At 68.0% G+C, this 25,396-nt stretch carries 23 protein-coding genes; 10 read left to right on the top strand and 13 right to left on the bottom strand.

The annotated features are described in order from the left end of the window. Positions 1 to 17: 17 nt before the first annotated feature. The 3 genes from ABZX37_RS30635 to ABZX37_RS30625 all read left to right on the top strand — a co-directional run bounded on the left by ABZX37_RS30635 (position 18) and on the right by ABZX37_RS30625 (position 3,843). Positions 18 to 1,556, top strand: a complete 1,539-nt coding sequence (locus tag ABZX37_RS30635) for an LCP family protein (protein ID WP_354745384.1) — start codon at positions 18 to 20, stop codon at positions 1,554 to 1,556. A gap of 64 nt (positions 1,557 to 1,620) precedes the next feature. Beyond that, positions 1,621 to 3,117 (top strand): LCP family protein, encoded by a 1,497-nt coding sequence (locus ABZX37_RS30630; protein WP_354745382.1) that lies wholly within the window; start codon positions 1,621 to 1,623, stop codon positions 3,115 to 3,117. A 21-nt stretch (positions 3,118 to 3,138) separates the two neighbouring features. Further along, positions 3,139 to 3,843: a TIGR03089 family protein gene (locus ABZX37_RS30625; protein WP_354745380.1), complete on the top strand. Its 705-nt coding sequence runs from the start codon at positions 3,139 to 3,141 to the stop codon at positions 3,841 to 3,843. A gap of 44 nt (positions 3,844 to 3,887) precedes the next feature. Here ABZX37_RS30625 and ABZX37_RS30620 read toward each other — a convergent pair whose 3' ends face one another. After that, positions 3,888 to 4,316: a DoxX family protein gene (locus ABZX37_RS30620; RefSeq protein WP_354745378.1), complete on the bottom strand. Its 429-nt coding sequence runs from the start codon at positions 4,314 to 4,316 to the stop codon at positions 3,888 to 3,890. A gap of 280 nt (positions 4,317 to 4,596) precedes the next feature. Between ABZX37_RS30620 and ABZX37_RS30615 the strand changes: the two genes are divergently transcribed. Beyond that, a complete protein-coding gene (locus ABZX37_RS30615) occupies positions 4,597 to 6,501 on the top strand; it encodes a translation factor GTPase family protein (protein ID WP_354745376.1) in 1,905 nt (634 codons plus the stop codon). Here ABZX37_RS30615 and ABZX37_RS30610 read toward each other — a convergent pair. The 7 genes from ABZX37_RS30610 to ABZX37_RS30580 all read right to left on the bottom strand — a co-directional run bounded on the left by ABZX37_RS30610 (position 6,437) and on the right by ABZX37_RS30580 (position 12,942). Beyond that, positions 6,437 to 6,859, bottom strand: a complete 423-nt coding sequence (locus ABZX37_RS30610; protein WP_344288753.1) for a hypothetical protein — start codon at positions 6,857 to 6,859, stop codon at positions 6,437 to 6,439. The two genes, ABZX37_RS30615 and ABZX37_RS30610, sit on opposite strands and share 65 nt — an antisense overlap. An 84-nt stretch (positions 6,860 to 6,943) precedes the next feature. Continuing rightward, the gene (locus ABZX37_RS30605; RefSeq protein ID WP_354745374.1) at positions 6,944 to 7,879 is read right to left on the bottom strand and encodes an alpha/beta fold hydrolase; all 936 of its coding nucleotides are present in this window, start codon (positions 7,877 to 7,879) and stop codon (positions 6,944 to 6,946) included. 75 nt (positions 7,880 to 7,954) lie between these two features. Continuing rightward, the gene (locus ABZX37_RS30600; RefSeq protein ID WP_354745372.1) at positions 7,955 to 8,695 is read right to left on the bottom strand and encodes an ESX secretion-associated protein EspG; all 741 of its coding nucleotides are present in this window, start codon (positions 8,693 to 8,695) and stop codon (positions 7,955 to 7,957) included. An 8-nt stretch (positions 8,696 to 8,703) separates the two neighbouring features. Next, complete coding sequence (locus ABZX37_RS30595) at positions 8,704 to 10,167, bottom strand: hypothetical protein (RefSeq protein ID WP_354745370.1); 1,464 nt, start codon at positions 10,165 to 10,167, stop codon at positions 8,704 to 8,706. A gap of 3 nt (positions 10,168 to 10,170) precedes the next feature. Next, the gene (locus ABZX37_RS30590; protein ID WP_354745368.1) at positions 10,171 to 10,815 is read right to left on the bottom strand and encodes a DUF3558 domain-containing protein; all 645 of its coding nucleotides are present in this window, start codon (positions 10,813 to 10,815) and stop codon (positions 10,171 to 10,173) included. Then, positions 10,812 to 11,285: a hypothetical protein gene (locus tag ABZX37_RS30585; RefSeq protein WP_354745366.1), complete on the bottom strand. Its 474-nt coding sequence runs from the start codon at positions 11,283 to 11,285 to the stop codon at positions 10,812 to 10,814. The genes ABZX37_RS30590 and ABZX37_RS30585 overlap by 4 nt, the downstream gene beginning before the upstream one ends. A 499-nt stretch (positions 11,286 to 11,784) precedes the next feature. Further along, on the bottom strand, positions 11,785 to 12,942 hold the full coding sequence (locus ABZX37_RS30580; protein ID WP_354745365.1) for an acyl-CoA dehydrogenase family protein: 1,158 nt from the start codon (positions 12,940 to 12,942) through the stop codon (positions 11,785 to 11,787). 119 nt (positions 12,943 to 13,061) lie between these two features. On the opposite strand from ABZX37_RS30580, the gene ABZX37_RS30575 reads away from it, so the two are divergent. Then, a complete protein-coding gene (locus ABZX37_RS30575; RefSeq protein ID WP_354745363.1) occupies positions 13,062 to 14,735 on the top strand; it encodes an AMP-binding protein in 1,674 nt (557 codons plus the stop codon). A 46-nt stretch (positions 14,736 to 14,781) separates the two neighbouring features. Here the strand turns inward: ABZX37_RS30575 and purE are convergent, their stop codons facing one another. After that, positions 14,782 to 15,279: a 5-(carboxyamino)imidazole ribonucleotide mutase gene (gene purE, locus ABZX37_RS30570; protein ID WP_101435814.1), complete on the bottom strand. Its 498-nt coding sequence runs from the start codon at positions 15,277 to 15,279 to the stop codon at positions 14,782 to 14,784. A gap of 11 nt (positions 15,280 to 15,290) precedes the next feature. Next, positions 15,291 to 16,475 (bottom strand): 5-(carboxyamino)imidazole ribonucleotide synthase, encoded by a 1,185-nt coding sequence (locus tag ABZX37_RS30565; RefSeq protein WP_354745360.1) that lies wholly within the window; start codon positions 16,473 to 16,475, stop codon positions 15,291 to 15,293. A 645-nt stretch (positions 16,476 to 17,120) separates the two neighbouring features. Between ABZX37_RS30565 and ABZX37_RS30560 the strand changes: the two genes are divergently transcribed. Continuing rightward, positions 17,121 to 17,483, top strand: a complete 363-nt coding sequence (locus tag ABZX37_RS30560; RefSeq protein ID WP_354745358.1) for a hypothetical protein — start codon at positions 17,121 to 17,123, stop codon at positions 17,481 to 17,483. A gap of 167 nt (positions 17,484 to 17,650) precedes the next feature. On the opposite strand, the gene ABZX37_RS30555 is transcribed toward ABZX37_RS30560, so the two are convergent. Together ABZX37_RS30555 and ABZX37_RS30550 are read right to left on the bottom strand one after the other, a co-directional pair. Continuing rightward, complete coding sequence (locus ABZX37_RS30555) at positions 17,651 to 18,994, bottom strand: glycosyltransferase 87 family protein (RefSeq protein WP_354745356.1); 1,344 nt, start codon at positions 18,992 to 18,994, stop codon at positions 17,651 to 17,653. A 53-nt stretch (positions 18,995 to 19,047) separates the two neighbouring features. After that, positions 19,048 to 19,899, bottom strand: a complete 852-nt coding sequence (locus ABZX37_RS30550; RefSeq protein ID WP_162834763.1) for a hypothetical protein — start codon at positions 19,897 to 19,899, stop codon at positions 19,048 to 19,050. A 256-nt stretch (positions 19,900 to 20,155) separates the two neighbouring features. Between ABZX37_RS30550 and ABZX37_RS30545 the strand changes: the two genes are divergently transcribed. Genes ABZX37_RS30545 through ABZX37_RS30530 form a run of 4 tightly spaced genes read left to right on the top strand, consistent with a single transcriptional unit; the run spans position 20,156 to position 24,188 of the window. Continuing rightward, positions 20,156 to 22,408 carry a sigma-70 family RNA polymerase sigma factor gene (locus ABZX37_RS30545; RefSeq protein WP_354745354.1) on the top strand — a complete coding sequence of 751 codons (2,253 nt, stop codon included), beginning with the start codon at positions 20,156 to 20,158 and terminating at the stop codon, positions 22,406 to 22,408. A gap of 10 nt (positions 22,409 to 22,418) precedes the next feature. After that, entirely contained in the window at positions 22,419 to 22,919 is a 501-nt protein-coding gene (locus ABZX37_RS30540) for a GtrA family protein (protein ID WP_354745352.1), read from the top strand. A gap of 37 nt (positions 22,920 to 22,956) precedes the next feature. Continuing rightward, positions 22,957 to 23,481, top strand: coding sequence for a GtrA family protein (locus ABZX37_RS30535; RefSeq protein WP_344288785.1), 525 nt, complete (start codon positions 22,957 to 22,959; stop codon positions 23,479 to 23,481). Next, on the top strand, positions 23,478 to 24,188 hold the full coding sequence (locus ABZX37_RS30530) for an HAD family hydrolase (protein WP_354745350.1): 711 nt from the start codon (positions 23,478 to 23,480) through the stop codon (positions 24,186 to 24,188). The genes ABZX37_RS30535 and ABZX37_RS30530 overlap by 4 nt, the downstream gene beginning before the upstream one ends. Here ABZX37_RS30530 and ABZX37_RS30525 read toward each other — a convergent pair. Then, positions 24,112 to 25,395, bottom strand: coding sequence for an ATP-binding protein (locus ABZX37_RS30525; protein ID WP_354745434.1), 1,284 nt, complete (start codon positions 25,393 to 25,395; stop codon positions 24,112 to 24,114). The two genes, ABZX37_RS30530 and ABZX37_RS30525, sit on opposite strands and share 77 nt — an antisense overlap. Between the last annotated feature and the right edge of the window lies 1 nt (position 25,396).

Genomic DNA, 25,396 nt, shown 5'->3' with positions numbered 1-25,396 from the left:
CATCCTGGGGAGGAACAGTGGCCGAATGGCCGGGGACACCGCTGCCGGTGCACCGCGGTCGCGGCGTGGTCGTCGTGCTGCGGCGAAGCGGGAAGATCCTGATGTCCGTCGTGTCCGTGGTCGTGCTCGCGCTGACCTGGTACGGCTGGCAGTTCATCGGCGACCCGCAGTCCGGTTTCTCCACCACGGCGATCTTCGGCGAACAGCAGCCGCACGCGAAACCGCTCGACGGCGCTATTGACATCCTCCTGGTCGGCCAGGACAGCCGCACCGACGCGCAGGGCAACCCGCTGCCCCGCGAGGTGCTCGACATGCTGCACGCCGGCGAGTCCGACGGCGAAAAGCAGACCGACACGATGATTCTCGTGCACATCCCGCAGAACGGGGAGCACGCGATCGCCATCTCCTTCCCGCGCGACTCCTACGTCGAGATCACCGGCGGCTTCGGCAAGCACAAGCTGAACAGCGCGTACGTCTACGCCTACAACGACACCGCCAAGACGCTGCAGGCCAAGGGCAACGCCGACCTCAAGGACGTCGACGAGAAAGCCAAGCTCGCCGGACGCAAGAACCTCGTCGCGACGCTCGAGAAGTTCATCGGCAAACCGGGCATGATCGACCGCTACGCCGAGGTCAACCTGGCCAGCTTCTACGAGGTCACGAAGGCCATCGGCGGCGTGCAGGTGTGCCTCAAGAACCCGGTGAAGGAAAAGAAGTCGGGCGTCGACCTGCCCGCCGGGAAGCAGACCATCGAGGGTGTGCAGGCGCTCGCGTTCGTCCGGCAGCGCTACGGCCTGCAGAACGGCGACCTCGACCGGATCGGGCGCCAGCAGGCGTTCCTGTCCGGGCTGGCGACCAAGGTGCTCTCGTCCGACGTGCTGGCCAACCCGGTGCGGATCGCGCAGCTCATCGAGGCGGTGAAGAAATCCGTGGTGCTGTCCGCGGGCTGGGACCTCTCCGAGTTCGTCGAGCAGATGCGCGGGCTGACCGGCGGCAACGTCGAGTTCCACACCATCCCCACCGAGGGCAACGCGGTGATGGGCGGCGCGGACGTGCTGCGCGTCGACCCGGCGAAGGTCCGCGCCGAGATCAACCGGCTGACCTCCGACGGCAGCGCACCGGAACCCAGTAACGCGCCGCTGCCGGGAGCCGAAAAGGTCACCGTCGAACTGTTCGACGGCTCCGGTTCGGGTGCCGCCGATCAGGTGCGGAGTCTGTTGCAGGGCAAGGGTTTCCAGCTCGGCACGAGCACGAAGCTGTCCACCCGCGCGACCACCGTGCTGCGCTACCACCCGTCCGATGAGGCCGCCGCCGATCTCGTCCGCCAAACCCTCGGCAGCAACGCGCAGGCCGAACCGGACGCCGACGTCGCCGCCGGGCACGTCCGGGTGATCCTCGGCAAGGACGCGCGCGACACGGCCGGAGCGCCGGCCTCGACGTCCTCGGCCCCGCCTGCCGCACCGCCCTCGTCGCCCCCGTCCGGACCGCCTTCGTCCGGACCCTCGAACTCACCCGCGCCGCTCATCACGGCGGGCGATGTCCCCTGCGTCAACTAGAGTCGAGCACCCAGCGTGCCGGCGCGCCGCAGGCCGTACGCTGGTGAACGGGGAGGTAACCGGGGTGAGCGAAAACCAGGACAAACCGGACCGGACGGCGGATTCCGCCGACAGTCCGGCGGTTTCCGACGCCTCGGACCGCGGATCCGACGGAACGACGGAGCCGAAGCACGCTGCCGCTGAGCCCGTAGCCGAAGAGGTGACCGAGGACACCGCGGCCGAGGAAACCGAGCCGGTTACCGAGGGTGTCGCCAGCGCCGAGGGTGCCAGCAGCACTGAAGCCGCCGCCAGCTCCGAAGGTGCCGCCGCGGAAGAGGAAGCCGCTCCCGAATGGAAGCCCTCCCCGCACCCGCGCGTCGAACTCCCCCAGCCGTCGAGCCCCGCTCCGCCGCCGGAGACGCCGCGCCGCACGGGCCGGGCCACCCGGATCACGCGCCGCGTCGCGATCGGCCTCGTCTCCCTGCTCGCGCTGAGCGGCACGGGTTACGCGTACGTCACCAAGGACAAGCTGCAGGACAACGTCGCGACCGCCGACGTCCTCACCCCGCGCGCCGGCGAACCCCCGGCCCCGCCCGCCGACGACGGCGGCACCGACATCCTGCTCGTCGGCAGCGACGCGCGCACCGACCAGCAGGGCAATCCGCTCCCGCTGAGCATGCTGAAGTCGCTGCGCACCGAGGACAAAGCCGGGATCAACACCGACACCATCATCCTGCTGCGGATCCCGAAGAACGGCGGCAAGGCGTCCGCGGTGTCGATCCCGCGCGACAGCTGGGTCGACGTTCCGGGCCGCGGCAAAGCGAAGATCAACTCCGCGTACGGCGTCGCCAAGGCGCACGCTGAGCAGGAGGAACGCGCACAGGGCGAGCACGACCAGGCGAAGATCGCGCGCGATTCGGACGCCGCCGGACGACGGGCGCTGGTCCAGACCGTGCAGGACCTCACCCAGGCGCGCATCGACCACTACGCCGAGATCAACCTGCTCGGGTTCTATCTGATCACCGAGGCGGTCGGCGGCGTGCCGGTGTGCCTCAACCACGCGACGTCGGACAAGGACTCCGGGGCGAACTTCCGCCGCGGCGTGCAGACGGTGAGCGGCGGCGAGGCGCTGTCCTTCGTGCGCCAGCGCAAGAACCTGCCGAACGGCGACCTCGACCGGATCAAGCGGCAGCAGGCGTTCCTGTCCTCGGCGATGCGCAAGGTGCTGTCCGCGGGCACGCTCGCCAATCCGAGCACGCTGAACAGCCTGATGGACGCGGTGCACCGGTCGTTCGTCCTCGACGACAGCCTCGACGTGCTCGAATTCGCCCAGCAGGTCAAGGGCGTCGCGTCCGGCGACCTGGCCTTCGCGACGATCCCGGTGATCACCACGAACGGCCGCAGCGAGGACGGGCAGAGCATCGTCGAGGTCGACCCGGCCGCGGTGCAGAAGTTCGTGGCCGGACTGGCCGGACGCACCACCACCGGGGGCACCGGAGGCAACGGAGGCGGCGGTGCGGCGGCCGGCGCGGTGCCGCAGGGCCTGGACTCGGGAATCCCGGGCGTGCCCTGCGTCGACTGACGCCGCGACTAGCCTGAGGACATGAGCCTCACCGAGCAGCTGCTGCGCCCGCTTCTTGCCTCGCCGGCGAAACCGCTGATCACGCACTACGACGACCGGCTCGGCAGCCGGGTCGAGCTGTCCGTGGCGACGATGCAGAACTGGGCCGCGAAAACGGCGAACTGGCTGGTCGACGAGTTCGACGTGGAGCCGGGCGACGCCGTCGCGGTGCGGCTGCCCGCGCACTGGCAGACCGCGGGCGTGCTGCTCGGCGCGTGGTGGTGCGGTGCCCGCGTGGTCGCGGAGCCCGAGGGGGCGCGGGTCGTGTTCACCAGCCCGGACGAGGAGATCGACGCCCCGGCCGTCGCGGTGGTGTCGCTCGACCCGATGGGCCGCGGCCTCTCGACGCCGCCGTCCGGCGGAGCGCTCGACTACCTCTCCGAGGCGCGGATGTCCGGCGACCAGTTCTTCCCGACGCAGCCGGCCACCGGCGACACCCCGGCGCTCGGTTCCTCCACTGTGGACGAAGTGTGGGCGGAAGCCACTGCCCGCGCGGCAAAACTCGGCCTGACCGCTGCCGACCGAGTTTTGTCCACGATGGACTGGACGGTGCCGGACGGCGTACTCGACGGCCTGCTCGTCCCGCTCGCCGCCAGCGCGCACCTGGTCCAGGTGACGAACGCCGACCCGGCGAAACTGTCCGCCCGCCGCGAGGCCGAACGCACCACCGCCGACCTGACCTCGTGAGTGGGTGGCGCCGGTCCTCACCGGTGCCACCACTCACGACGTACTCAGGCGTTCTGCAGTTCTCCCGCACCCTGACGGCGACGGCGGAAGAGCACGTGGTCCAGGGACAGCCGGCCACCGTTGAAGCCCAGCGCCAGCGCGGTGAGTCCGAGCACCAGCACCAGCTCGTAGCCGCCCTCACCGGTGAGGCCGTGTGCCGCGTGCACCGAGATCAGCGCGCCGGCCATGTTGATCGCGTAGCCGATCGCGACCACCGGCAGCAGGAAGCCCACGACGAACGCGATCGAGCCGAGCAGTTCGAGCACGATCACCAGGAACGCGGAGACGCTCGGCAGCGGGATGCCGATCTGGCTGAACATGTCGGCGGTCGCGCCCACGCCGCTGTCCCATTTCTGCAGGCCGTGGGCGAAGAACACCACCGCGATGCCGATGCGGCCGAGCAGCAGCGCGACGTCCTTGACTCGAGTCAACATGGAGACAGCTCCCAGTAGGTGAAAATTCAACTGATCCGACTCACGGTAGGGCACCGAACACCGCCGCGGGGGTGTCAGCCAGTGATCGACAGGAAACCGACAGGCACCGAAAACTCGCTGTACACCGCGCCCGGCCCGGCGCTACCGTGCCGATATCCGCGAGTGGCCGCCTGCTCGCGGCCGTGTTTTCCGGTTTTTGACGTGCGAGGAGCCCCGATGCGCCGACAGTCCGATCGACCCCAGTTCGGCCTGTCACCCGTATCTGAGGACTTCCGCACGCATGAAAGCACTGACCATCGGCATCCTGGCGCACATCGACGCAGGTAAAACCAGCCTCACCGAACGTCTGCTGTTCGAGACCGGCGTGATCGACCACGCCGGTCGGGTCGACGACGGCGACACCCAGACCGATTCGCTCGACCTCGAACGCCGGCGCGGCATCACCATCAAGTCCGCCGTCGTAGCGGTCAGCACGCCCGGCCACCGGCTCAGCCTCGTGGACACCCCTGGCCACCCGGATTTCATCGCGGAGGTCGAACGCGCCGTCGGCGTGCTCGACGGCGCGGTGCTCGTGGTGTCCGCGGTGGAAGGCGTGCAAGCTCAGACCCGCGTGCTGATGCGCACGCTCGTCCGGCTCGGCATTCCGGTGCTCGTGTTCGTGAACAAGATCGACCGCACCGGTGCTCGCGAAAACTCGTTGCTGGAATCCTTGCGTACCAAGCTTTCCCCGCGCTGTGTCGCGATGAGCACGGTGACCGGGATCGGCACCGCCGATGCCCGCCCGACATCGCTGCCCTTCGACGAGCGCCTAGCGGACGCACTCGCTGGCGATGACGTCTTCCTCGAGTCCTATGTGGCCGGTAACGCGTCCTCAATGGATTACCGCGATGCGTTGGCGCGTCAGGTCGCCGCAGCCTCGGTGTATCCGGTCTTCTTCGGTTCAGCCGTCACCGGAGCTGGCGTGCGCGACCTCATCTCCGGAGTTTACGAACTGCTGCCGTCCCGCGAACGCCGCGCGGACGGACCTCTCGACGCCACCGTCTTCAAGATCGAACGCGGCCGTTCTGGCGAGAAAATCGCTTACGTGCGAATGTTCTCCGGCTCGCTGGCGGTGCGCCGACCGGTGCCGTTCCGACGCTTGGGCACGGAAGGCGTCGGCTGCCCGTCCGCAGTGCGGGTGTTCGAACACGGCGCGACCCCGGTGTCCGGCGAGGCGCTGGCCGGGGATGTCGCACGCGTCTGGGGTTTGCCAGAGATCCGGATCGGCGACCGGCTGGGCGACAGCGCCGATCTTTCCCAGAACCGGTTCTTCGCCCCGCCAAGCCTGGAAACGCTCGTGTACCCGGTCGATCCCGACCAGACCAGCGCGCTGTACACCGCGCTGACGCGACTGTCCGAACAGGACCCGCTGATCAGCATCCGCCGACAGGATCAGGAAATCACCGTCCGTTTGTATGGCGAAGTACAGAAGGAAGTAATTCGGGCAACGCTCACCGAAGAGTTCGGTATCGCCGCCGAATTCGAGGAATCACGCCCGCTGCTAGTCGAACGTCTACACGGGACAGGACACCGCGTACGCCACCCCGCCCCCGACGAGCGCGTGTTCTTCTGGGCCACAGTCGGACTTCGCGTCGACCCTGGTCCACCTGGTTCCGGCACCGACTACCGGCTGGAAGTCGAACTCGGCTCGCTACCGCTGTCGTTTCACAAAGCCGTCGAAGACACCGTGCACGAAATCCTCCGCGAAGGCCTGCACGGCCGGGAAGTAATCGACTGCGTGGTCACCTTGACCGATACCGCGTTCTACCCGCCAGCCAGCACCGCCGGGGATTTCCGCGGCATGACCCGGTTGGTGCTGCAGGAAGCGTTGCGCCAGGCCGGAACGCGAGTGTACGAACCGGTCCACGCGTTCGAGATCGAAGCACCCGCTTCCGCGACCAGCGCGGTGCTGCGCAAACTCGTCGAACTTCGCACAGTACCCGGAGAGCCAGTGATCACCGGTGACCGATGCACTGTGGACGGACACCTTCCGGCCGCCTCCGCACACGAACTGGAACAGGCCTTGCCCGCACTAACCCAAGGCGAAGGCACGCTGGTGAGCAGTTTCGCCGAATACCGGCTCAAGCCGGGTGGCGGCGGGCCGCGTCGAGCTCCGTCCAGCCGCCGTGGGCGGACAACAGCGTGAGGACGCGCTCCGCGAGGGCCGAAAAGCGGCGCAGGTCCTCGTGGAGCGCTTTGGCGCGGGTGGAGTCGAGCGGGGCGTGGTCGTCCCACCAGAGGCAGATGACCGCGCTCGCGCACAGCACGAGCGGCTGAACGAGGTCCGTGAACTCCGCGGACGGCTCGGCCGTTTCCCGGCAGGTGCGCTCGATTTCGTCGCACGCGTCGAGCAGTTCGCGCAACGGGCCCACCGCGCCGGACGGGGTGCCGTCCCACGACGCGGTGGGCCACGCGCGGTCGCTCAGCTCGAGCCAGAGCCGCCATCCGGCGACCAGCTCGGCCTCGTCGTGCGGCGTCCAGGTGTCGGGGAGCAGCCAGAACATGTCACCGACTGTGACATCGCGGCCGGAGCCGGCGCAATCAAGTCGGCGAAAGTGTTCGCGTTTTTACCCCGAGGCGGGGGTATCTCAGCTGATCACCGGGGGCACGAACACGCAGCTGGGCCTCTTCGCGTGCTGCGGGTCGAGCGCGTTGAGCACCTCGCGCTGCGCGATCGGGTCGTAGGTGATGCCGAGGTGGTCGGTGTAGTCGAGTCCGCAGACGTCCTGGAGGACGAGGTTTTTCACGTTGGGCGCGGGCTTGAGGAAGGCGTTGGTGTAGGGCGTGACAACGTCGTCATACCTGGTCTGGATGACCGTGTAGTCGACGCCCGGGACAGTGTCTCCGCCCGCGTTGAGGTCGTTGAGGAACGCGGACCCGGTGGACTGCTCGTTGCAAGCCGCGCAAGCCACCCCCACCAGGTCACGCGCGGGCGGAATCGCCTGGATCGCGGTCAGCAGGCCGAACAGGTTGGTGCCGTAATTGGACGGGGACAGCCCGATCAGCTTGCCGATCTTGCTGGCGCCGCCGAGGTACTTGATCCAGTAACGCGGGTTCATCCCGCCCTGCGAATGCCCGACGACGTCCAGCTTCGAAGCCCCCGTCGCCTTCAGAATCTTGTCCCCGAAGGTCGCCAGCTGACCCGCGGTCCCCGCCACCGGCCCGACCGTCTGCAGGAACGCCCCCGGCGACCCGCCGAAGTTCCCCGCGAACACGCAGTACCCCGCGTTGGCGAGCTTCTGGGACAGATTCGCCCAGTTCTCGTACGCGTTGGCCGTGGTGCCATTGGACAGCAACACCGGGTTCGGATGCTCGGCAGAGGGTTTGCAGTTCCAGTCGTTGGCCCCCGGCGGCGCGATCGTCGGCTGCCCGACCGAGTAAATCGCCGCAGCGATGATGTTCGGCTGCACCGGCCCGGTCGGTTCTTTCCCGGTTGCCCCCGATGCCACCGCGGTGCCGCCGCCGAGCGCGACCACCGTCGCCGCCAGGAGGACCATGCCTCGTCCGAACGCGCGTACGCCCATACCGTTTCACCTCTCTGTGAACCCGACGCAATGGTTAACGCGGAACACGAGAAAGGGAAACGCGGTTACTAGTTTTTATCGCAGGCCGGCGAGCGTTCGATCCACCGCATCGATCAAGGACGCCCGGTTTCCCGGGTAGACACTGATCCGCGCGGCGCCATCCCTTGTGCTCTGGAAGCTCAGCACCCGCCCCCGCCCGCTGAGGTCGATGACCGACAACGGCGAACTGTACCGGCGCCCGCCCGTCTCGTCCCGGACCGCGGCATGCAGCTGATGCACCGCGTCACGCGGCGCCCGCATCAGATACCGCAACTCGTCCGCGTCGCCCCCCTCCTCCGCCAGCGGATCCGCGCTGCCGCCCCCGTCGTAATACTCCCGGCTGACCTGCATCGCCCGAACCGCCGCCGGAGGACAGTCCGGCATCGCCATGACCAAACAAGCCGCCAACTCGCGGGGTGACACCGGGTCAAGCTGGACAGATTCCGCGTCCGTAATCAACCGCACGGCTTCTTGCCCTTTTGCCGCAACGAGAATCGCCCCGTTGTCCTCTTGGTGAGTGCCGAAGTCAGTCCACCCGTACACCTCATGCCGCGCGGTAGCGAGCAGCTTTAACGTGCCACGCAACGCTTCCGCCGCTGTTTCGCCAAGCTGCGCAAGAAGATCCCGCGTCCGCTTCGCCCTTTCGGCCGCACCTTCCTCGGTCAAGTACATCGGCGTGTCCTCAACCACCACCGGTGCTTTCCCGAGGTCCTCAGCGTGCCAAAGCGCCAAAAACACCGGCCGCGGCATCCGCAACGGCCTGTCGATGATCGTCATCGAACCCCTCAACCACCAATCGTCGGGGGTGTCGGGGGCAGCCCAGTGCGCGGATCGAGGGCCCGCTCGCCGTTCTCGTCGACGAGAGAGAACGCGGAGTCGTCTTCGATTCCGTACTTGCGCTGGTGTTCTTTGTCTTCCTCGCCTTTGCCTTTTCCGCCGCCGGCCACGCCACCCATCCCCGGGCTCCCCTTGGCTCCAGCCGCACCCTTCCCCGCCGCGACTGCCGCTGCGCGGCCCTCTTCCCCCGCACCCACTCCGGCGCCCGCTCCTGTGCCTACGCCCCCGCCAAGCCGCGCCGCAATCCCGCCGCCGCGACCACCAGTTCCCGCTTCGCCGCCCCCGCCGAGCGGCCCAAACCCGCCGGGTGCCCAGCCGCCAACGCTGCTGTTGCTGCTGCTACCGCCCCCAGTCCCCCAGGAGGTCGGCGTCGACGTCGGAGGTGTCCAATTGGCCCCTCCGGCCCGATCAACCGACGGCGGCGTCCACCCAGACGTCGACGTCCCGTCGGTGCTCCCCGGGTACGTCCCGCCGCTTCCCGCACTCCCCGGATGGAACGGCACCCCGCCAGTTCCGCTAACCGCCCCACTGCTCCCCGCGCCACTGCTGCCAGGACCAGCGACCCCAGGCCCACTAGTCCCCGGCCCGCTCGTCCCGGACCCACTAGTCCCAGGCCCGCTGGTCCCGGCCTCGCTGCCTCCCGGCCAGTTCCCAACCCCGCCACTGGCCCCAGGCCCACGCCCCGGCCCACCAGAATCCCGCCCCGGCCCCCGGTAAGCCTTCTCGTGCTTACCCTTCGCGTGATCGCCACCAGAATCGATCTTGAGATTCTGCCCGTCGAATCCGGAAACCTGACCGTAATTGCTATTCAGCCCTTGACCGTTGGTCTTGGCCTGGTCCGCGTACTTCTGATACCGCTCAACGTTGTGGTTAGCCGCCGCGTTGTACTCGTTGATCTGCTTCTCGGTATCGGTGTCCCACGGAGTCCCCTGGTCCCAAAGATTCTTGTGTGGGGGCGTCGGGGGCATCGACTGCAGCGCGATCTTCATGTCGTTGTAGCCGTGCGTGGTATCGACCAGCTGCTGTCCATTAACGACGTAAGCCTGCGCAGAGGTAGCCGAGGCATCAGACAAGGGCCTGAGCCTCGCGCGAGCCGCATCCGCACCGTCGCCGGTCCAGACAGATTCGAGCATGGTGGTGATCTGCTGCGCGTCGTCGCTGTTCTGGTTGTGCTCCTGGATCATCTTCTGAACCGTGGAACTGCCACTGTCCCACGACGATGTCCCCGGCCCTTGCTGAACCTGCTGCACAATCGCCGGAGCCGGAACGGCTTGGTCGCCGAGGTTTCCGTGGTAGAAGTCGGAAAACCAACCACCGGCGTCCTTGAGCCGATCATTGACCCAGTCATCCGCGTCACTGATACGGTCGCCAATCCACTTGGCTCCGTCACCGATGAAGTCGAAGAACCCCACCGGTCACGCACCCGCCTTCTGCTTCAGATTGGTGACCACCATTCCAGCGACCTGCGTAGCGGCATCACATGGATCATGCTGTGCGCCGACCTTCGCCGGGCTGAGATTAACCGAAACACCAACGGTATATTTGTCACTAATACCGACGCTTACTTGACAAAACGACTTGGATCCTTCGGTGCTATACGTTGAGTGGGCAACCGCCGGAAGTCCCTGAATAGGCGAAAGGGGGCGCCACACCGTAGACTGCGGTTTCGTATTCGCGTAAACCGCACTCAGTCCGTCCGTCACCTTGGTGACATAAATTACGCTTACGCCAGCACCGACATCACTGTTGATCCAATGGCACTGCGCACCGAGTTCAGGCTTGTCGTCATGTTCGCCCCGCGGTTTTTGAGTCAGAGCCGCGCCCACTTGATCCGGGGTGAGCGCACTATCGCACGGATGCGCCGACAGCACCGAATCCGGCAATGGATTCTCGACCTTCGGGGCACCTGCATAAGGCAGCGTCTTCCCTGTGGCCGAGGGCGAAACTGGAGCGCTTACCGAAGCGGGAGACCCACCCGACCCCGAACCACCTGAACATCCCGAAACGCACGCGACTGCCGCGACCACACCAACAGCCACGGCAACGAACTGCGCCTTCATCCGACGATCCCCTTGCCCTGACCACCACTGCCAACATTCTTCACGTCCGCAGCCGCTTGACCGTCCGACTCGTGGACTATGCCCATGGCCTTTTCTAATCGGCCGATCAATTCCACCATGTAGCCGTACACCTGCTCATTCGAGTCTTTACCCGCCGCGAAGGTCTTGACCGCCTGCTGATTGAACCCGATACTCCCCGGATCCTGCGCAGGCGGCGTAAGAAGTGTTAACGCTTCCGCGCTCGACCTCATCTTCATGGCATTGTCGCGAAGTCGCTTCGCCCGGTCGAGCAGTGAACGCGCCTCATCTGGACTCAAGGTGAACCCGGCCCCAGCCTGCGTGGCAGATGCGACAGCAGCAGCGTCCGACACCCCTTTGGCCACGTTCATCGCCGCACCCACGACGGTGATCGGCAGCCCGGTCAACCACCCCGTCGTTTCTATCGCTTTCCCTGGGTCGTTCTCAGCCATGCCCACCCTCCCGTGCACCGCGCACCACCTCTTGACCAGGCAACCAGTCCTGAGGCCCCTCCGACTGTCACTGTAACCACCTGCTCACAGCGAGGTGACGGAAACTGACAAACTCACCCCACCGTGCACCGGACCCGAGCAGGGGCGACCGTGGCGCAAAGACAGCGACGCGCCACATGGGTCACGCACCCGCCTGTGCTTCAGGTTGGCGATGGCCATGTCCGCTACGGTTGCTGCGGCGTCTTCCCAGTAGCTGAGCCAAGATCCGGGACTGACGTAGGGCTTCCGGAACACCCCGCAACGAACGCAACCCCTACCACCGCAGCAGCGGTCAAACTAGCGAAGCGCACCTTCATTCGACAGTCTCTCCCCTGCGACGTCAAAGTCTCCCGGTCGTAACTGTAGCCAGTCACGCATCCGGAGACGGCAGGATCGAGCACAAGAAGAGCCCCACCACCCGATCTGGGGTAGTGGGGCTCTTCAGCAGACCGTCGGGAGCTCAGCCCTTCAGCAGGGACCGCGCCATTACGACCTTTTGGATTTGGTTCGTGCCTTCATAAATCTGCGTGATCTTCGCGTCGCGCATCATTCGTTCGACTGGGAAGTCTCGGGTGTAGCCTGCGCCGCCGAACAGTTGCACTGCGTCCGTCGTTACCGACATTGCTACGTCAGACGCGTAAGCCTTGGCTGCAGACGCAGTAAAGCTGGCGCGCTTGTCTCCGCGTTCGGAGGACGCCGCGGAGGCGTACACCAGGTGGCGGGCGGCTTCGATTTTCGTTCCCATGTCGGCCAGCATGAACTGGATTCCTTGGAATTCCGCGATTGCCTTGCCGAATTGCTTGCGTTCCTTGACGTATGCGACGGCTGCGTCCAGGGCGCCCTGGGCGATTCCGAGGGCCTGCGCGCCGATGGTCGGGCGGGTGTGGTCCAGGGTGCGCAGGGCGGTTTTCAGGCCGGTGCCCGGTTCGCCGATGATGCGGTCCGCGGGGATGGTGCAGTTTTCGAAGTAGATCTCTCGGGTTGGGGAACCCTTGATGCCCAGCTTCTTTTCCTTCGGGCCCACCGAGAAGCCTGGGTCGTCCTTGTGCACGACGAACGCGGAAATGCCGTTGGCCTTCTTTTCCGCGTCGGGATCGGTTACCGCCATCACCGTGTACCACGACGATTCGCCGGCGTTGGTGATCCAGCATTTGGTGCCGTTGAGGACCCAGTGGTCGCCGTCGAGGCGGGCGCGGGTGCGCATTGACGCGGTGTCCGAACCGGCCTCGCGCTCGGACAGGGCGTAGGACGCGGACGCTTCGCCCGCTGCGATGGACGGCAGGACCAGCTTCTTCAGGGCTTCCGAACCGGACAGGATGATCGGCTGGGTGCCCAGCTTGTTGACTGCCGGGATGAGCGATGCCGACGCGTCGACGCGGGCGACTTCCTCGATCACGATGCATGCGCCGATGGCGTCTGCGCCCTGGCCGTCGTATTCCTCGCCGATGTGGACGGCGTTGAAGCCTGCCTTGACGAGCGCTTGGTTGGCCTCGACCGGGTAGCGCTCCTGTTCGTCGACCTCCGCCGCGTACGGGGCGATCTCCTTTTCGGCTAGAGCCCGGACCGCGGCGCGCAGTTCCTCGTGCTCTTCGGCCAGCTGATACAGGCCCTCGGCCACCTTCAGTCACCTCTTCTGCAGCGAAACGGGAGAAAGTCCCCCGATGTTAGCCCGCGTTCACACCGAACGCGGCGGCTCGCTGCTTGTGTCCTCGGCCTCACGGTTCGTATGGTCACGTGATGGCTGCCACTGCGTCGACCCCGCCGCCCGGATTGCCCGCTTCTCTTGACTACCCCCGGGTGCCGATAGGTTCGGTGCTCGCCGGTGCCGCGACGCGCTACGGCGATCGCGTCGCGTTCGCGATGGGCGACGACCAGCTCACGTTCGCGCAGACCTGGCAGGCCGCCTGCCGGTTCGCGCAGGCGTTGCTCGCCCGCGGCATCGGGCGGGGCGATGTGGTCGCCGTGCATCTGCCGAACTGTCTCGCGTATCCGATCGCCTACCACGGCATTCTGCTGGCGGGGGCGACGTTCAGTCCGACGAATCCGCTGCTTCCGCCGGATGACCTTGCCTTCCAGCTCACTGACTGCGGGGCCGCTGCGGTGGTGACGTTCGGGCCGGTCGCGGGCACGCTCGCGGCGGTCGCTGGCCGGATTCCGGCGCGGCTCACGATCGTCGTCTCGCCTGCCGGCGAGCTCGGCGAGGGGAGCGTGGAGTTCCGCGAGTTCTTCGCTGACCAGCCTGCGACCAGGCCTGACGTCGCGATCGATGTGGACCACGACCTCGCGCATCTCGCCTACACGGGTGGCACGACTGGGCGGTCCAAGGGCGTCGAGCTCACGCATCGCAACGTCGTCACGAACACGCTGCAGCACACGTGCTGGTCGACCGGCTCGGTACCGGCGCTCGACGCGAACGGCGACCTGACGATCGACCAGGTCGGCAGCCCGGACGAATGGCCGACCCGGCTTGGCACCGGCACCGCGATCAACTTGACGCCGTGGTTCCACGCGATGGGTGTGATCGCCGGGCTCAACGGTCCGCTGATGGGCGGTGGCACGACCGTGCTGCATGCCCGGTTCGATCCGGCGGCGTATGTCGCGGACGCTGAGCGACTGCAGGTCACGACTATCGGCGGCGCGCCCGCGCTGTTCGCGGCGTTGCTGGCGACGCCTGCGTTCCACACTGCTGACCTGTCGTCGGTGCGCAACATCGGCTCCGGCGCCGCGCCGATGAGCCACGAGATGATCCGCGCGCTGCACCAGCGGTTCCCTGACGTCGTGATCGCCGAGGGATACGGGCTCACCGAGGTGACGATGGGCGCGGTGATCTCGCCGAGCTACCGGTCCGGCGTACGCAAGGTCGGGTCGGTCGGCAGGCCGATCTTCGACACTGAGGTCAAGCTCGTCGCGGACGGGAGCGAGGAGCCGTTGCCGCCGGGGCAAGAGGGCGAGGTGTGCTTGCGCGGGCCGCAGGTGATGCGCGGGTACCGGAACCGTCCGGAAGAGACCGCCGCGGCGCTGGTCGACGGATGGCTGCACACCGGCGACATCGGCGTACTCGACGAGGACGGCTATCTGTCCATTGTGGATCGCAAGAAGGACATGCTGCTGTACAAGGGGTACAACGTCTTTCCGCGTGAATTGGAGGAGCTGCTGAGCGCGTCGCCGGGCGTGCTGTCGGCGGCGGTGGTCGGGCGGCCCAGTCCGGAGGTCGGCGAGCTGCCGGTGGCGTTCGTGGTGCGGCGGCCGGATTCCTCAGTGGACGCCGAGCAGCTGATGGCGGCGGTGAACGAGAAGGTGCTGCCGTACAAACGCTTGCGGGAACTGCATTTCGTGGCGGAGATCCCGGTCTCGGCGGCGGGCAAGGTGCTGAAGCGCGAACTGCGGAAGCAGCTGCCTGACCCGGCTTGAGCCTGGAAGTGGGTGCGGATGCCGGTTCCGGACCGGCATCCGCGCGCTACTTGCCCGCTTTTTCGCGGAGTTTGGCGTCCTTGTCGAGCACCAGCTGCTCCAGATCCTCCTGGAACTGCGTCAGTTTCGCCTGCAGCTGCAGGTCAGCGGCGGCGAGGATGCGGACCGCGAGGAGGCCGGCGTTGCGCGCCCCGCCGACGGACACGGTCGCGACCGGGATGCCCGCGGGCATCTGCACGATCGACAGCAGCGAGTCCATGCCGTCCAGGTACTTCAGCGGAACCGGCACGCCGATCACCGGCAGCACCGTCGCCGACGCGACCATGCCCGGCAGATGCGCGGCACCGCCCGCGCCCGCGATGATCGTGCGGATGCCCCGGTCGGCCGCGGACTTCGCGTAGTCCAGCATCCGCTGCGGGGTGCGGTGTGCCGAGTAGACGCCGACCTCGTACTCGACGCCGAACTCGTCCAGCGCTTGCCCCGCGGCCTCCATCACCGGCCAGTCGGAGTCGCTGCCCATGATCACGCCCACCTGCGGCGCCATTGTGTTCCCCTTCAGTGGATCTCGTAGCCGTCGAGCCAGACGGCGTGGGACAGCCAGTGCGCGGACAGCAGCGCGCGATCGCGCAGGTCGTCCATGCGGTCGCCGACGAAGTTGACGTGCCCGAGCTTGCGGCCCGGCCGGTCCTGCTTGCCGTAGAGGTGGATTTTCACCTCGGGGAACCGCGCGAACAGGTGGTGGACGCGCTCGTCCGGGCTCATCTGCGGCGAGACGTCCGCGCCGAGCACGTTCGCCATCACGCACGCGGGCGCGATCAGGTCGGTGCGGCCGAGCGGGTAGTCCAGGACGCCGCGCAGGTGCTGCTCGAACTGCGAGGTGCGCGAGCCGTCCATGGTCCAGTGGCCGGAGTTGTGCGGGCGCATCGCCAGTTCGTTGACCAGCAGGCCGGTCTCGGTCTCGAACAGTTCGACCGCGAGCAGCCCGGTGACGTCCAGCGTCGACGCGATGCGCAGTGCCAGCTCCTGCGCCTCGTGCACGCGCGACTCGGCCAGCCCCGGCGCGGGGGCGAGGACCTCGGTGTTGATGCCGTTCGTCTGCACGGTCTCGACCACCGGGTACGCCGCGCCCTGGCCGAACGGGGAGCGCGCGACCAGCGCGGACAGCTCGCGCTTCATCGCGACCTTCTCCTCGACCAGCAGTTCGGTGCCCGCTTCGAGGAGTTCGGGAACGGTCTCGCGGGCCTGCTGCGCGGTGTCGAGCATCCAGACGCCCCGGCCGTCGTACCCGCCGCGCGACGCCTTCAGCACCACCGGCCAGCCGTGCTCGTCGCCGAACGTCACCACATCGTCCACAGTGGACACTTCGGCGAACGCGGGGCCGGGCACGCCGAGGCCGGCCATCATCTCGCGCATCACGAGCTTGTTCTGCGCGAACCCGAGCGCGGTGGGCGCGGGGCGGACGACGAAGCCCTCGGTGGCGAGGGTGAGCAGGTGCTCGCCGGGTACGTGCTCGTGGTCGAAGGTGACCACGTCGACCTGGCGGGCGAAGTCGATCAGCGCGTCGAGGTCGGTGTGATGGCCGATGACGACGTCGCTCGCCACGAGGGCCGCCGCGTCGCCCTCGTCGGCCGCCAGCACCTTCAGCGACTGGCCGAGGGAAATCGCCGCCTGCTGCGTCATGCGGGCGAGCTGCCCGCCGCCCACCATGCCGACGATGGGAAGACCGGTTCGTTTGTCCATAGCGGAGACCAGGTTACTGGGCGGGAGCTGGCGGACCGTCGGCGACCTGCGGCGGAGGTGGCGGGTGACGGGACGACGTTGGCGGTTGGGGGCGGGCGGGGTTGGCGGGAACCGGGCGAGGTGGCGTGCACGGCTGGCGGGACCGGGCGGGCGATGCGCGGGAGGCTCTCGCGCCTCCGCGAGCCGTCCAGCAGACGCGCGGCGAACACGGCTGGTGGACGGGCGCGGGGCGGATCGGGGATGGCTGGGCTTGATGGGCCGGTCGGCGGGAACCGGCACGCACGCCCGTGGGGCAGCCGGGCAGCGGCCGGAAGGATCTCGCTCCTGCGGAAGCGTCTCGGCAGAAGCGCGGCGAAGGCGGGGATCGGCTCGCTCAAGCCGAGCCGGCGACAGCTGAGCCGACGACCGCTGAATCGGCGACAGCTGCATTCACCAGGCGAGAGCTGCATTCACCGGGCGAGAGCCAGCGAAACCGACCGTGACGACGCGCAGTTCCGCCCAACCGGCCTGGCCAACCACCCATGCGCGCCCACTTCCGCCCAACGGGGACCACCGCAACAGCACCCAGGCCTCAACAGCGACACCCCGGCAACACCCAGGCACCGAAACCCCACCTCAACCAGCCCGCTGCAGCAGGATGGCCGGATGGAATCCGTCACTCTCCCGCGTCCGGTTCTTCACGCCCTCCGGCAAGCCAGCCTCCCCGGCGTGGCCACCGGGATGCTCACCGGCGAGACCCGGCCGCTGGCCTTCCCCGCGGGATTCGGCGACGTGCTCGTCTGGCTCTGGAGCACCGACTCCAACTCAGCCGTCGTCTACCTCGCCGAGCTGATGAAGCAACTCCGCGAACGGCACCCGCTCGCCAAGACCGTCACGCCGCCCCTCCGGTTCGACGAGTTGCTCACCGCAGCACGCGACTGTCTTCCGGACGACTTCGCGCACGCCGATCTGCTGATCCAGTACACCCGCACCGCGCTGGGCGACTTCTACGGCGGTCAAGCGGAGTAACAAGGGCTCACTATTCGGTTGATCTGCCCGGGCAAACGCCGGATCAGAACGAAGGCCGTGCCCGTCCGCGAGTCAGGCTCCGGACGGCCGCGTAACCACCGCGATCCAGACAGTAACCGTCGCCACCGACAAAAACCGTGAGCAAGCCTCCGACCAGCGCAAAGAGGCTACGGAGAATCCACAGACTCGCGCTGAGCCCGGTTGCGCGCACGCCGCTGCAGGCCCCACCGCAGGACCAGCGCCACCGCCAGGACCACCGGCATCAGGATGTAAGCGTCGCCGAGAATGTTCTGCCACACCTTCCAATGCAGCTCGACATTCCGGCCGTTCGGCAAGATCAACAACACGCAGCTGACGAACACGAACGCCACCAGGAACGTCCCCAGCCACCGTTTCCACGCGGTCGCCGGGGTGGTTTTCGGCAGCCTGGACACTAGGAGCACGACCAGCGGCGCGACCCAGACCCAGTGGTGCGTCCAGGAAATCGGCGAGATCAGCAAGATCCAGAACGCTGTGACGAGCAGCGCGGCCAGCGCCTGCCCGCGCCGGTGGAAGCGGAACATCAGCCACAGCGCCGGAATCGCCAGCACCAGGCCGATGACGGTCGCCGCGCTCGAGGCCCACGGGGCCAGGTCCGTGGCGCGGTTCATCAGGGCGTTCAGGGACTGGTTGCCCGCCCAGTGCACCGGGCCGATCCGGCCGGTGTCGGGCAGTGTCTTGGTCCAGTATTTCCACGAATCGTGCGGATTGATCAGGAACAGCAGCGCCTGCATTCCGACGAAAGTCGCCAATCCGCGCAAAGCGTCTTTCCAGCGGCCGGTGACGAGCAGATGGCCGAGAAAGACGATGGGCGTCAGCTTGATCGCGGCCGCGAGCCCGACGAGCACGCCGCCCCAGCGGCTGCCGCGCGCGCCGATGACGAGCATGTCCAGCAGGACCATCGCCATCAGGATCAGGTTGATCTGCCCGAGGAAGATCGTCCGCCACACCGGTTCCAGGCCGAGGAAGACCAGGAAGAACACGATGGTCGACCGCGCGGGCGAGGCCCACCAGCGGGGTCCGTCGGCGGCCGGGCGGGGCAGTGCGCCGATCGCGATCCGCACCGACAGCGCGAGCGCGCCTAGCGACACCACGGTCAGGAAACCCCACGCGACCTGCACCGGAACGAGCGCGAGCGGCGCGAACAGCAGCGCCGCCGTCGGCGGGTAGGTGAACGGCAGCAGCGCCCAGCCCGGTTCGGTGGGCAGCGTGTTCGCGTCGTAGAGGTTGTCCCCGCGCAGCAGCTGCAGCGCGCCTGCCCGGTAGACGGCGCTGTCCACGCCGAGGTTCCAGTCGTGCGTCCAGCCCCAGAACCCCACCGCGATCGCGAGCAGCGGGAACACCGCGAAGATGAGCATCGAACGCGGGCGCACGGAGAGCCGTGCCAGAGATCGGCGCAGAGCCAGCCGGGGCTGCCCGGATCGATTCACCGGAGCTTCGCCGTCGGCGGCGGAGGGTACGGTCCTGGTCACCACACCAGGAAAGCACGAACGCGGGAATGCTGGTCGGGAAGGGGGACCGGGGCTCAGCTGTGCGCCAGTTCCGTCAGCAGTTCGCAGGCCCGGTCGTGGGTCCCCGGAAGCCGCACGGCCGACACGAGCGGACGGGCGACGTCGCGCAGCTGCGGATCCACCGAAAGGCGTTCGTTGAGGGCCCTTCGCAACGCGACCCCGCGCGTGGCCAGGCGTTCGTTGCGTTCGGCCAGCACCGCGACCGCGGACGGACCGATCGTCGCGTAGCACTCGCCGGTGTCGAACACGGCTCGGACGGCGTCCGCGGCGAGGATCATCGCGGTCAGCCGAGGCCAACCGGACACCGCCGTCAGGTCCAGCGACACGGTGAGCAGCACGTTCGCTTCGTTGACGCCGCCCCGGTAGATCTCGCCGAGCCTCGTCCGCAGGTACGCCGCGGACGGCAGGCCGGTGAGCGGGTCGGTGACTTCCGTGTGCACGAGCTGGTCGGTGGCGACATCGGCCCAGGCCAGCGCGGTTACGCGGAGCAGCCGGGCCGGAGTGGCGTCGACGTCCGGCGAGACGAATCCGTCGATCGCGTCCGGGTCGGCGAGCACCGCGTGCAGTGCGGCCAGGTCGGACAGCGTTTCCGACAGCCCCGCTCCCGCCGCGGCCCGCGCCCGGCCCAGTCCGGCCAGCGCGTTTTCCGCGCCGGTCGAGCCGTGCCGCACGACTGCCGCGCACACCGCGTCCACTTCGGGCAATGCCCAGTCGCTCGGGAAACGCCAGCCGGCCGCGAGGCTGGCTGTTCGCCAGCGAGCTCGCAATGCCCGCAAATGGCGGTCCCGCTCGAACCTCGCACGCGTCTCGTCCCCCGACGAGTCGCCTGCGGAGCCGAACCGCGCCCCGGTCGCCGGTACGTCCACCGAACCCCCAGCTCCTTCCGGTACGTGTCGATCTTGTTCCCCAATCACGGAGGGGACGCGGCGGCACTCCCCTCGTGACGCGTTTTCCCCGATCTTTTTCGGCTAATCACCAGACGAGGAGGTGAACTTGCTGCGCCTACTGAGGCATCTGTCGGACCACGGCGTGACGAGTGTCGCCGCATCCGTCACACTTGGTGTGCGTTGTAAGGAGTAAGGCGCGTGGAGTCCGCCGCGCGCGCAGCCTTAAAGGAGCCCCGTGTCCACCGTTCCCGCCGATCTCTCCGGTAAGAGTGACGCCGAGCTGATCGCAGAGGTGCGCGCGGGAAAGATCGCGTCCTACGGTCCGCTCTACGAGCGGCACAGCGGTGCCGCGCACAACCTCGCCCGCCAGCTCGCGCGGTCCAGCTCGGAGGCCGACGACCTCGTGTCGGAGGCGTTCTCGAAGGTTCTGGACACGCTGCGTGGCGGGAAGGGCCCGGACAGCGCCTTCCGCGCGTATTTGCTTACCGCGCTGCGGCACACCGCGTATGACAAGACCCGCCGCGACCGCCGGATCGACCTCAACGAGGACATGAGCGACGTCGGCGGGACCGCCGGCGAGGCGCTCACCGTGCCGTTCTCCGACACCGCCGTCGCGGGCCTCGAGCGCACGATGGCCGCGAAAGCGTTCGCGCGGCTGCCGGAACGCTGGCAGGCAGTGCTGTGGCACACCGAAATCGAGCAGCAGAGCCCGGCTGAAGTCGCGCCGCTGCTCGGACTGACCGCGAACGGCGTGTCCGCGCTCGCCTACCGCGCCCGGGAAGGGCTCCGGCAGGCTTATCTGCAGGTCCACCTGCAGGAGAACGGTGCGGACCGCTGCCGCGCGACGGCCGAGCGGCTCGGTGCCTGGACGCGCGACGGACTGTCCAAGCGCGAACGCTCGCAGGTCGAAAACCACCTCGACGAATGCGACGAATGCCGCATGCTGGCGGCCGAACTGGCCGACGTCAACGGCAGCCTGCGCGCGATCATCGCCCCGATCGTCCTGGGCGGTGCCGCTCTCGGTTACCTGGCCACGATCGGTGCGGCCAAGGCGAGCGCGGCTACCGCCGGTGCCGCCGCGGTCGGTGCTGGCGCGGCTGCGGCAGGCGGAGCCAAGGCTGGTGCGGCGGCAGCCGCGTCCGCGCCTCGGCAGTTCGCTGGAGTCGCCATGTCCGGGGCCGCGATGGTGGCCGCGGTTGCTGTTGCCCTGGCCGCTGGTGGTGGGACGCAGACCATTCCGGCCGCTCAGCAGGCGCCCGCGCCGCCGGCCGCCGCGCCCGCACCTGCGCCGAAGCCCGCTCCCCCGGCTCCCCCGGCTCCTCCGGCCCCGCAGGCCCCGCCGCCTGCTCAGCCCGCGCCTCCGGCGGTGCCGCCGCCTGCGGCACCTCCGGCCGCACCGCCGGCGCAGCCGCCAGCCCAGAACCCCGCTCCTCCGCAGCTGTCCACGGCCATGCCGCCGGGCGGGGTCGAACTCCAGCCGGGCGGCGGGGCAGTCGCGCTGCCGATCACCGTGCGCAACGACGGCGGTTCGGTGTCCGATCCGGTCCAGGCGACGCTGAACCTGCCGCCTGGCGTGCAGGCGGTTGGAGCGAACGGCGGCGGCGCTGTCGGCGCGTACTCCAGTGAGGCGGCCGCGCAGTCCGGGCCGATGCAGGTCGCGTGCCCGGGCGGCACTGGCACGGTTACTTGCAAGACCGGCAGCGGGTTGCAGCCTGGCCAGTCTGCTGTGCTGATGTTCCGGTTGAAGGCAGACGAGAACGCGAGCGGCGGCACGGTGACCGGTTCGGTCACGGCGGGTGCTGCGGTGAACGTCAGTGTCCGCGTCCAGGTGAAGGTCAAGGCTCCGAAGGATGATCTCTCGCTGGCGGCTACGGCGTTCGGCATGCCGTGGAACCTGAAGCCGGAGATCCAGGCCACGGTGTACAACACCGGGCAGAGTACAAAGCCCGTCACGATCACGTTCGACCACAGCACCGCCTGGCAACTCGGCTTGGTGAAGTTCGATTGCACGTCCGGTGAGACGAGCACGAACTGCACCAGTGCCAAACCGCTGGCTCCGGGCGAAAAGGCTGAGCTGCTGGTGAAGGTGGACCGCGAGCCGTTCGAAGGCCCGCTCACTGTCACCGTCAACGCGTCGCTTGGCGGCGCCTCGGCGAAACCGGTGCCCGTAGCGCTCGGCTGCTGGTTGGACATGTGCCACGACCCGACGATCGGGCCGTGGTCGTCCACATCGGTGCCGTTGCCACCGACCTCGACCTCAAAGAGCCACCCGCCGAGTTCGTCGAAGCACCCGAAGCCGAGCACCGCCCCGCCGACCTCGACGTCTCCCGACGACGAGACCCCGGACCCGACGTCCAGCAGCCCGGCCGCCACCACGAGCGCGCCGCCGGACCCCAGTTCGAACGGCAAGCCCGGCAAACCCGGTAATCACGACAACCGTCCGCCGTCGGTCGAACCCCGGGGGTTCTTCGGCTGGTTCACGGAGTAGCGTCCGCCAGGTGCGCGAACTCCTGGCGAAGCACCGTGAGCTGGTCCGTTTCGCCCTGGTCGGCGGCACGAGCTTCGTCATCACGCTGACGATCACGTACGTCCTGAAGTTCACCGTGCTGCGGACCCATCCGGTCACCGCGCTGATCGTCGGTGTGCTGGTCGCCACGATCTTTTCCTACGTCGCGAATCGGGAGTGGGCGTTCCGCACTCGCGGCGGACGGGAACGCGCGCACGAGGCCGCGCTGTTTTTCCTGATCAGCGGGGTCGCGCTCGGACTGAACGCGTTGCCGCAGTGGGTTTCGCGGTATGTGCTGGACCTGCAGGTGCCGCACGTGAGCCTGGTCGGCCAGGAGTCCGCCGACTTCGTCAGCGGGATGATCATCGGCACTCTGCTCGGGACGCTGTTCCGCTGGTGGGCGTTCAAGAAGTGGGTTTTTCCTACGGAGGGCGCCCGGACGGAACCGGGGCGGAATGACAATCCGGATATTCCGGACCGTAAGGCCGCCTGAGACCTGCCGTGACCTCGAATTCTCTAGACTGCGATACGTGACCGTCGTCGAAACCGTGCTCGCCCGCACCCCCGAGCCATTGCGCTCCGTGCTCGTGAAGCACCGGGAGCTGCTGAAGTTCGCGATCGTGGGCGGCACGACCTTCCTGGTCGACAACGGCGTCTGGTACCTGCTGAAGCTCAGCGTGCTGGAGTCGAAACCGACCACGGCGAAGGCGATCGCGATCATCGTCGCGACGATCGTGTCGTACGTCCTCAACCGCGAATGGTCGTTCCGCACCCGCGGCGGCCGCGAACGCGCCCACGAGGCGACGCTGTTCTTCGTGATCAGCGGCGTCGCGGTGGTGGTGAACCTCATTCCGCTGCTGATCTCGCGCTACTGGCTGCACCTGGAAGTGCCGAACGTGTCGCGCTTCGTGCAGGAGGTCGCGGACTTCGCCAGCGGGTCGATCATCGGCATGCTGCTGGCGATGGTGTTCCGGTTCTGGGGGTTCAAGAAGTGGGTCTTCCCGGATGAGCTGGGGGAACGGCGGAAGGACGGGGTCACCCGGCTTCCCCGGTGACCTGGCTGGCGCTGTTCGACCTTGACGACACGCTGACCGATCTCAGCGGGGCGTTTTCCCGCTGGACCACGGAATTCGCTTCCCAGCACCGGCTCCCCGACGACGCGGCGGCCTGGCTGATCGCCGCGCGGCGCGAAGGTCCGCTGGACCGGTTCTTCGCCGAGGTGCGGCAGAAGTTCGACTTGGCCGAGTCAGCTGACCAGCTTTGGGCGAACTATCGCGCGAGAATCCCGCACCTGGTGCAGCTCTACCCGAACGTGCTGGACGACCTCGGTTCCCTGCGTGCCGCCGGATGGCGAATCGGCATTGTCACCAATGGGATGCAGGACAACCAGCTCGCGAAACTCCAGCACACCGGCCTCGCCGAAGCAGTCGACGGTTGCTGCATTTCCGACGCCGTAGGACTGCGCAAACCGGATCCGCGCATCTTCCGTCGAGCCGCGCAAAACTGCGGAACCACGTTGTCACCCGACGATTGGCTCATCGGCGACAGTCCCCACCTCGACATCGCAGGTGGGCATAGCGCCGGAATTCGCACCGTCTGGATCAGCCACCACCGCACCTGGCCGCAAGATCAGCAACCGTCCCACCGCATCGCAACCGACCTGCGGCAAGCTGTCCGTATCCTGCTCAGCGAGGAACCGGCTCCGCAGGCCACCGTAATTCCCCCACCTCATCCGGACGCGGGACCTTCAAGAACAGGCTGAAAATCGCCGGGCGCTTATTCGACAGTTCCAGCCGCCCGCCATCCGCCTCGACAAGAGCACGCGCCAAAGCCAAACCGACCCCAGTCGAACCCCCGCCGGAAAAACCGCGTTCGAAAATGTGCGGCGCGATTTCGTCCGGCACGCCAGAGCCGGTGTCCGCGACCTCGATCACCACAGTCCCCTCCGCATCGCCGCGGCGGGCGGACAGCGTGACGGTCCCCGCACCATGGCGGAGGGCGTTGTCCAGCAGTACCCCGATCACCTCGCGCAGCCGCGCCGGGGTCACGCGCACCATCAAGCCGTCGGCGACCTTCAGCCGCAAGTTCCGGCCCTCGACTCGCAGCAGCTGACGCCATTCCTCCGCGACCGCGGGCAGCGTCACCGGCAGATCGACGGGCTCGGCATCTACCTCGCGGGCGGCGCGGGCGGCGGCCAGAAGCTCGTCCAGGGCTTGGGCTAGGCGGTCGGCTTGTTCCTGCGCGGCCCGGGATTCCTCCGCGACGTCTGGGTCTTCATGGCCGGTCAGAGGTTCCAACCGGAGCTGCAGAGCGGTCAACCGGCTCCGCAGCTGGTGCGAGACGTCCCCGACCAGCTGTCGTTCTCGCTGCACGAGCTGCGCCAAGGCGGACCCGGACGTGTCCAAGGCTTCAGCGACCATGTCCAGTTCGGCCACGCGATACCGGCTCGGGTCGGGGCGGAAATCGCCGCCGCCCAGGCGGGACGCGCGGTCTGCGACGTGCCGCAGTGGTTTCGCCAGGCGGCGGGCGGTCACTGTCGCCACCACCGTGCCGGTACCAACCGACAGGACCACCAGCAGCACGACCAGCAGTGTCACCTGCGTCTGCTTCGTGCGGACCGGACCGCTCGGGATCGCCAGCATTACCGTGCCGCTGCGGGCGGTCGGGACCGATTCGACCACTGGGTCCGGACCGGGGTTCGCGCCGAGGTGTTTCTCGCTGAAGCCCTCGGCGCGCACGATCAGCATGCCGCCCTCGGGAACGCCGACCCGAAACTGCTCCAGGTCGATTTCCTGGCCGTTCGCGACCTGCGTATCGACCGTCGCGGCGATGTTGCGGGCCCGTTCGGCCAGGCTTTCCCGGTTGAGGTTCTCCACCAGCCGCCACGCGGTGACGCCGAGCGGGATGCCCAGCACGGCCGCGGTGACCAGCACGGCGAGGAGGATCGCCAGCAGGATCCGGCGGCGCATG

Source organism: Amycolatopsis sp. NPDC004079 (genome assembly GCF_040610415.1).
Taxonomy (GTDB): domain Bacteria; phylum Actinomycetota; class Actinomycetes; order Mycobacteriales; family Pseudonocardiaceae; genus Amycolatopsis; species Amycolatopsis halotolerans.
This window is presented reverse-complemented; position numbering and strand designations above follow the sequence as displayed.

What these genes read in the sequence shown, in the direction of transcription:
- ABZX37_RS30525 (WP_354745434.1), bottom strand. Translation starts at nt 25,395, where the DNA reads ATGCGCCGCCGGATCCTGCTGGCGATCCTCCTCGCCGTGCTGGTCACC.
- ABZX37_RS30560 (WP_354745358.1), top strand. Translation starts at nt 17,121, where the DNA reads ATGGAATCCGTCACTCTCCCGCGTCCGGTTCTTCACGCCCTCCGGCAA.
- ABZX37_RS30605 (WP_354745374.1), bottom strand. Translation starts at nt 7,879, where the DNA reads ATGGGCGTACGCGCGTTCGGACGAGGCATGGTCCTCCTGGCGGCGACG.
- ABZX37_RS30585 (WP_354745366.1), bottom strand. Translation starts at nt 11,285, where the DNA reads ATGGCTGAGAACGACCCAGGGAAAGCGATAGAAACGACGGGGTGGTTG.
- purE (WP_101435814.1), bottom strand. Translation starts at nt 15,279, where the DNA reads ATGGCGCCGCAGGTGGGCGTGATCATGGGCAGCGACTCCGACTGGCCG.
- ABZX37_RS30590 (WP_354745368.1), bottom strand. Translation starts at nt 10,815, where the DNA reads ATGAAGGCGCAGTTCGTTGCCGTGGCTGTTGGTGTGGTCGCGGCAGTC.
- ABZX37_RS30575 (WP_354745363.1), top strand. Translation starts at nt 13,062, where the DNA reads ATGGCTGCCACTGCGTCGACCCCGCCGCCCGGATTGCCCGCTTCTCTT.
- ABZX37_RS30615 (WP_354745376.1), top strand. Translation starts at nt 4,597, where the DNA reads ATGAAAGCACTGACCATCGGCATCCTGGCGCACATCGACGCAGGTAAA.
- ABZX37_RS30620 (WP_354745378.1), bottom strand. Translation starts at nt 4,316, where the DNA reads ATGTTGACTCGAGTCAAGGACGTCGCGCTGCTGCTCGGCCGCATCGGC.
- ABZX37_RS30600 (WP_354745372.1), bottom strand. Translation starts at nt 8,695, where the DNA reads ATGACGATCATCGACAGGCCGTTGCGGATGCCGCGGCCGGTGTTTTTG.
- ABZX37_RS30565 (WP_354745360.1), bottom strand. Translation starts at nt 16,475, where the DNA reads ATGGACAAACGAACCGGTCTTCCCATCGTCGGCATGGTGGGCGGCGGG.
- ABZX37_RS30610 (WP_344288753.1), bottom strand. Translation starts at nt 6,859, where the DNA reads ATGTTCTGGCTGCTCCCCGACACCTGGACGCCGCACGACGAGGCCGAG.
- ABZX37_RS30625 (WP_354745380.1), top strand. Translation starts at nt 3,139, where the DNA reads ATGAGCCTCACCGAGCAGCTGCTGCGCCCGCTTCTTGCCTCGCCGGCG.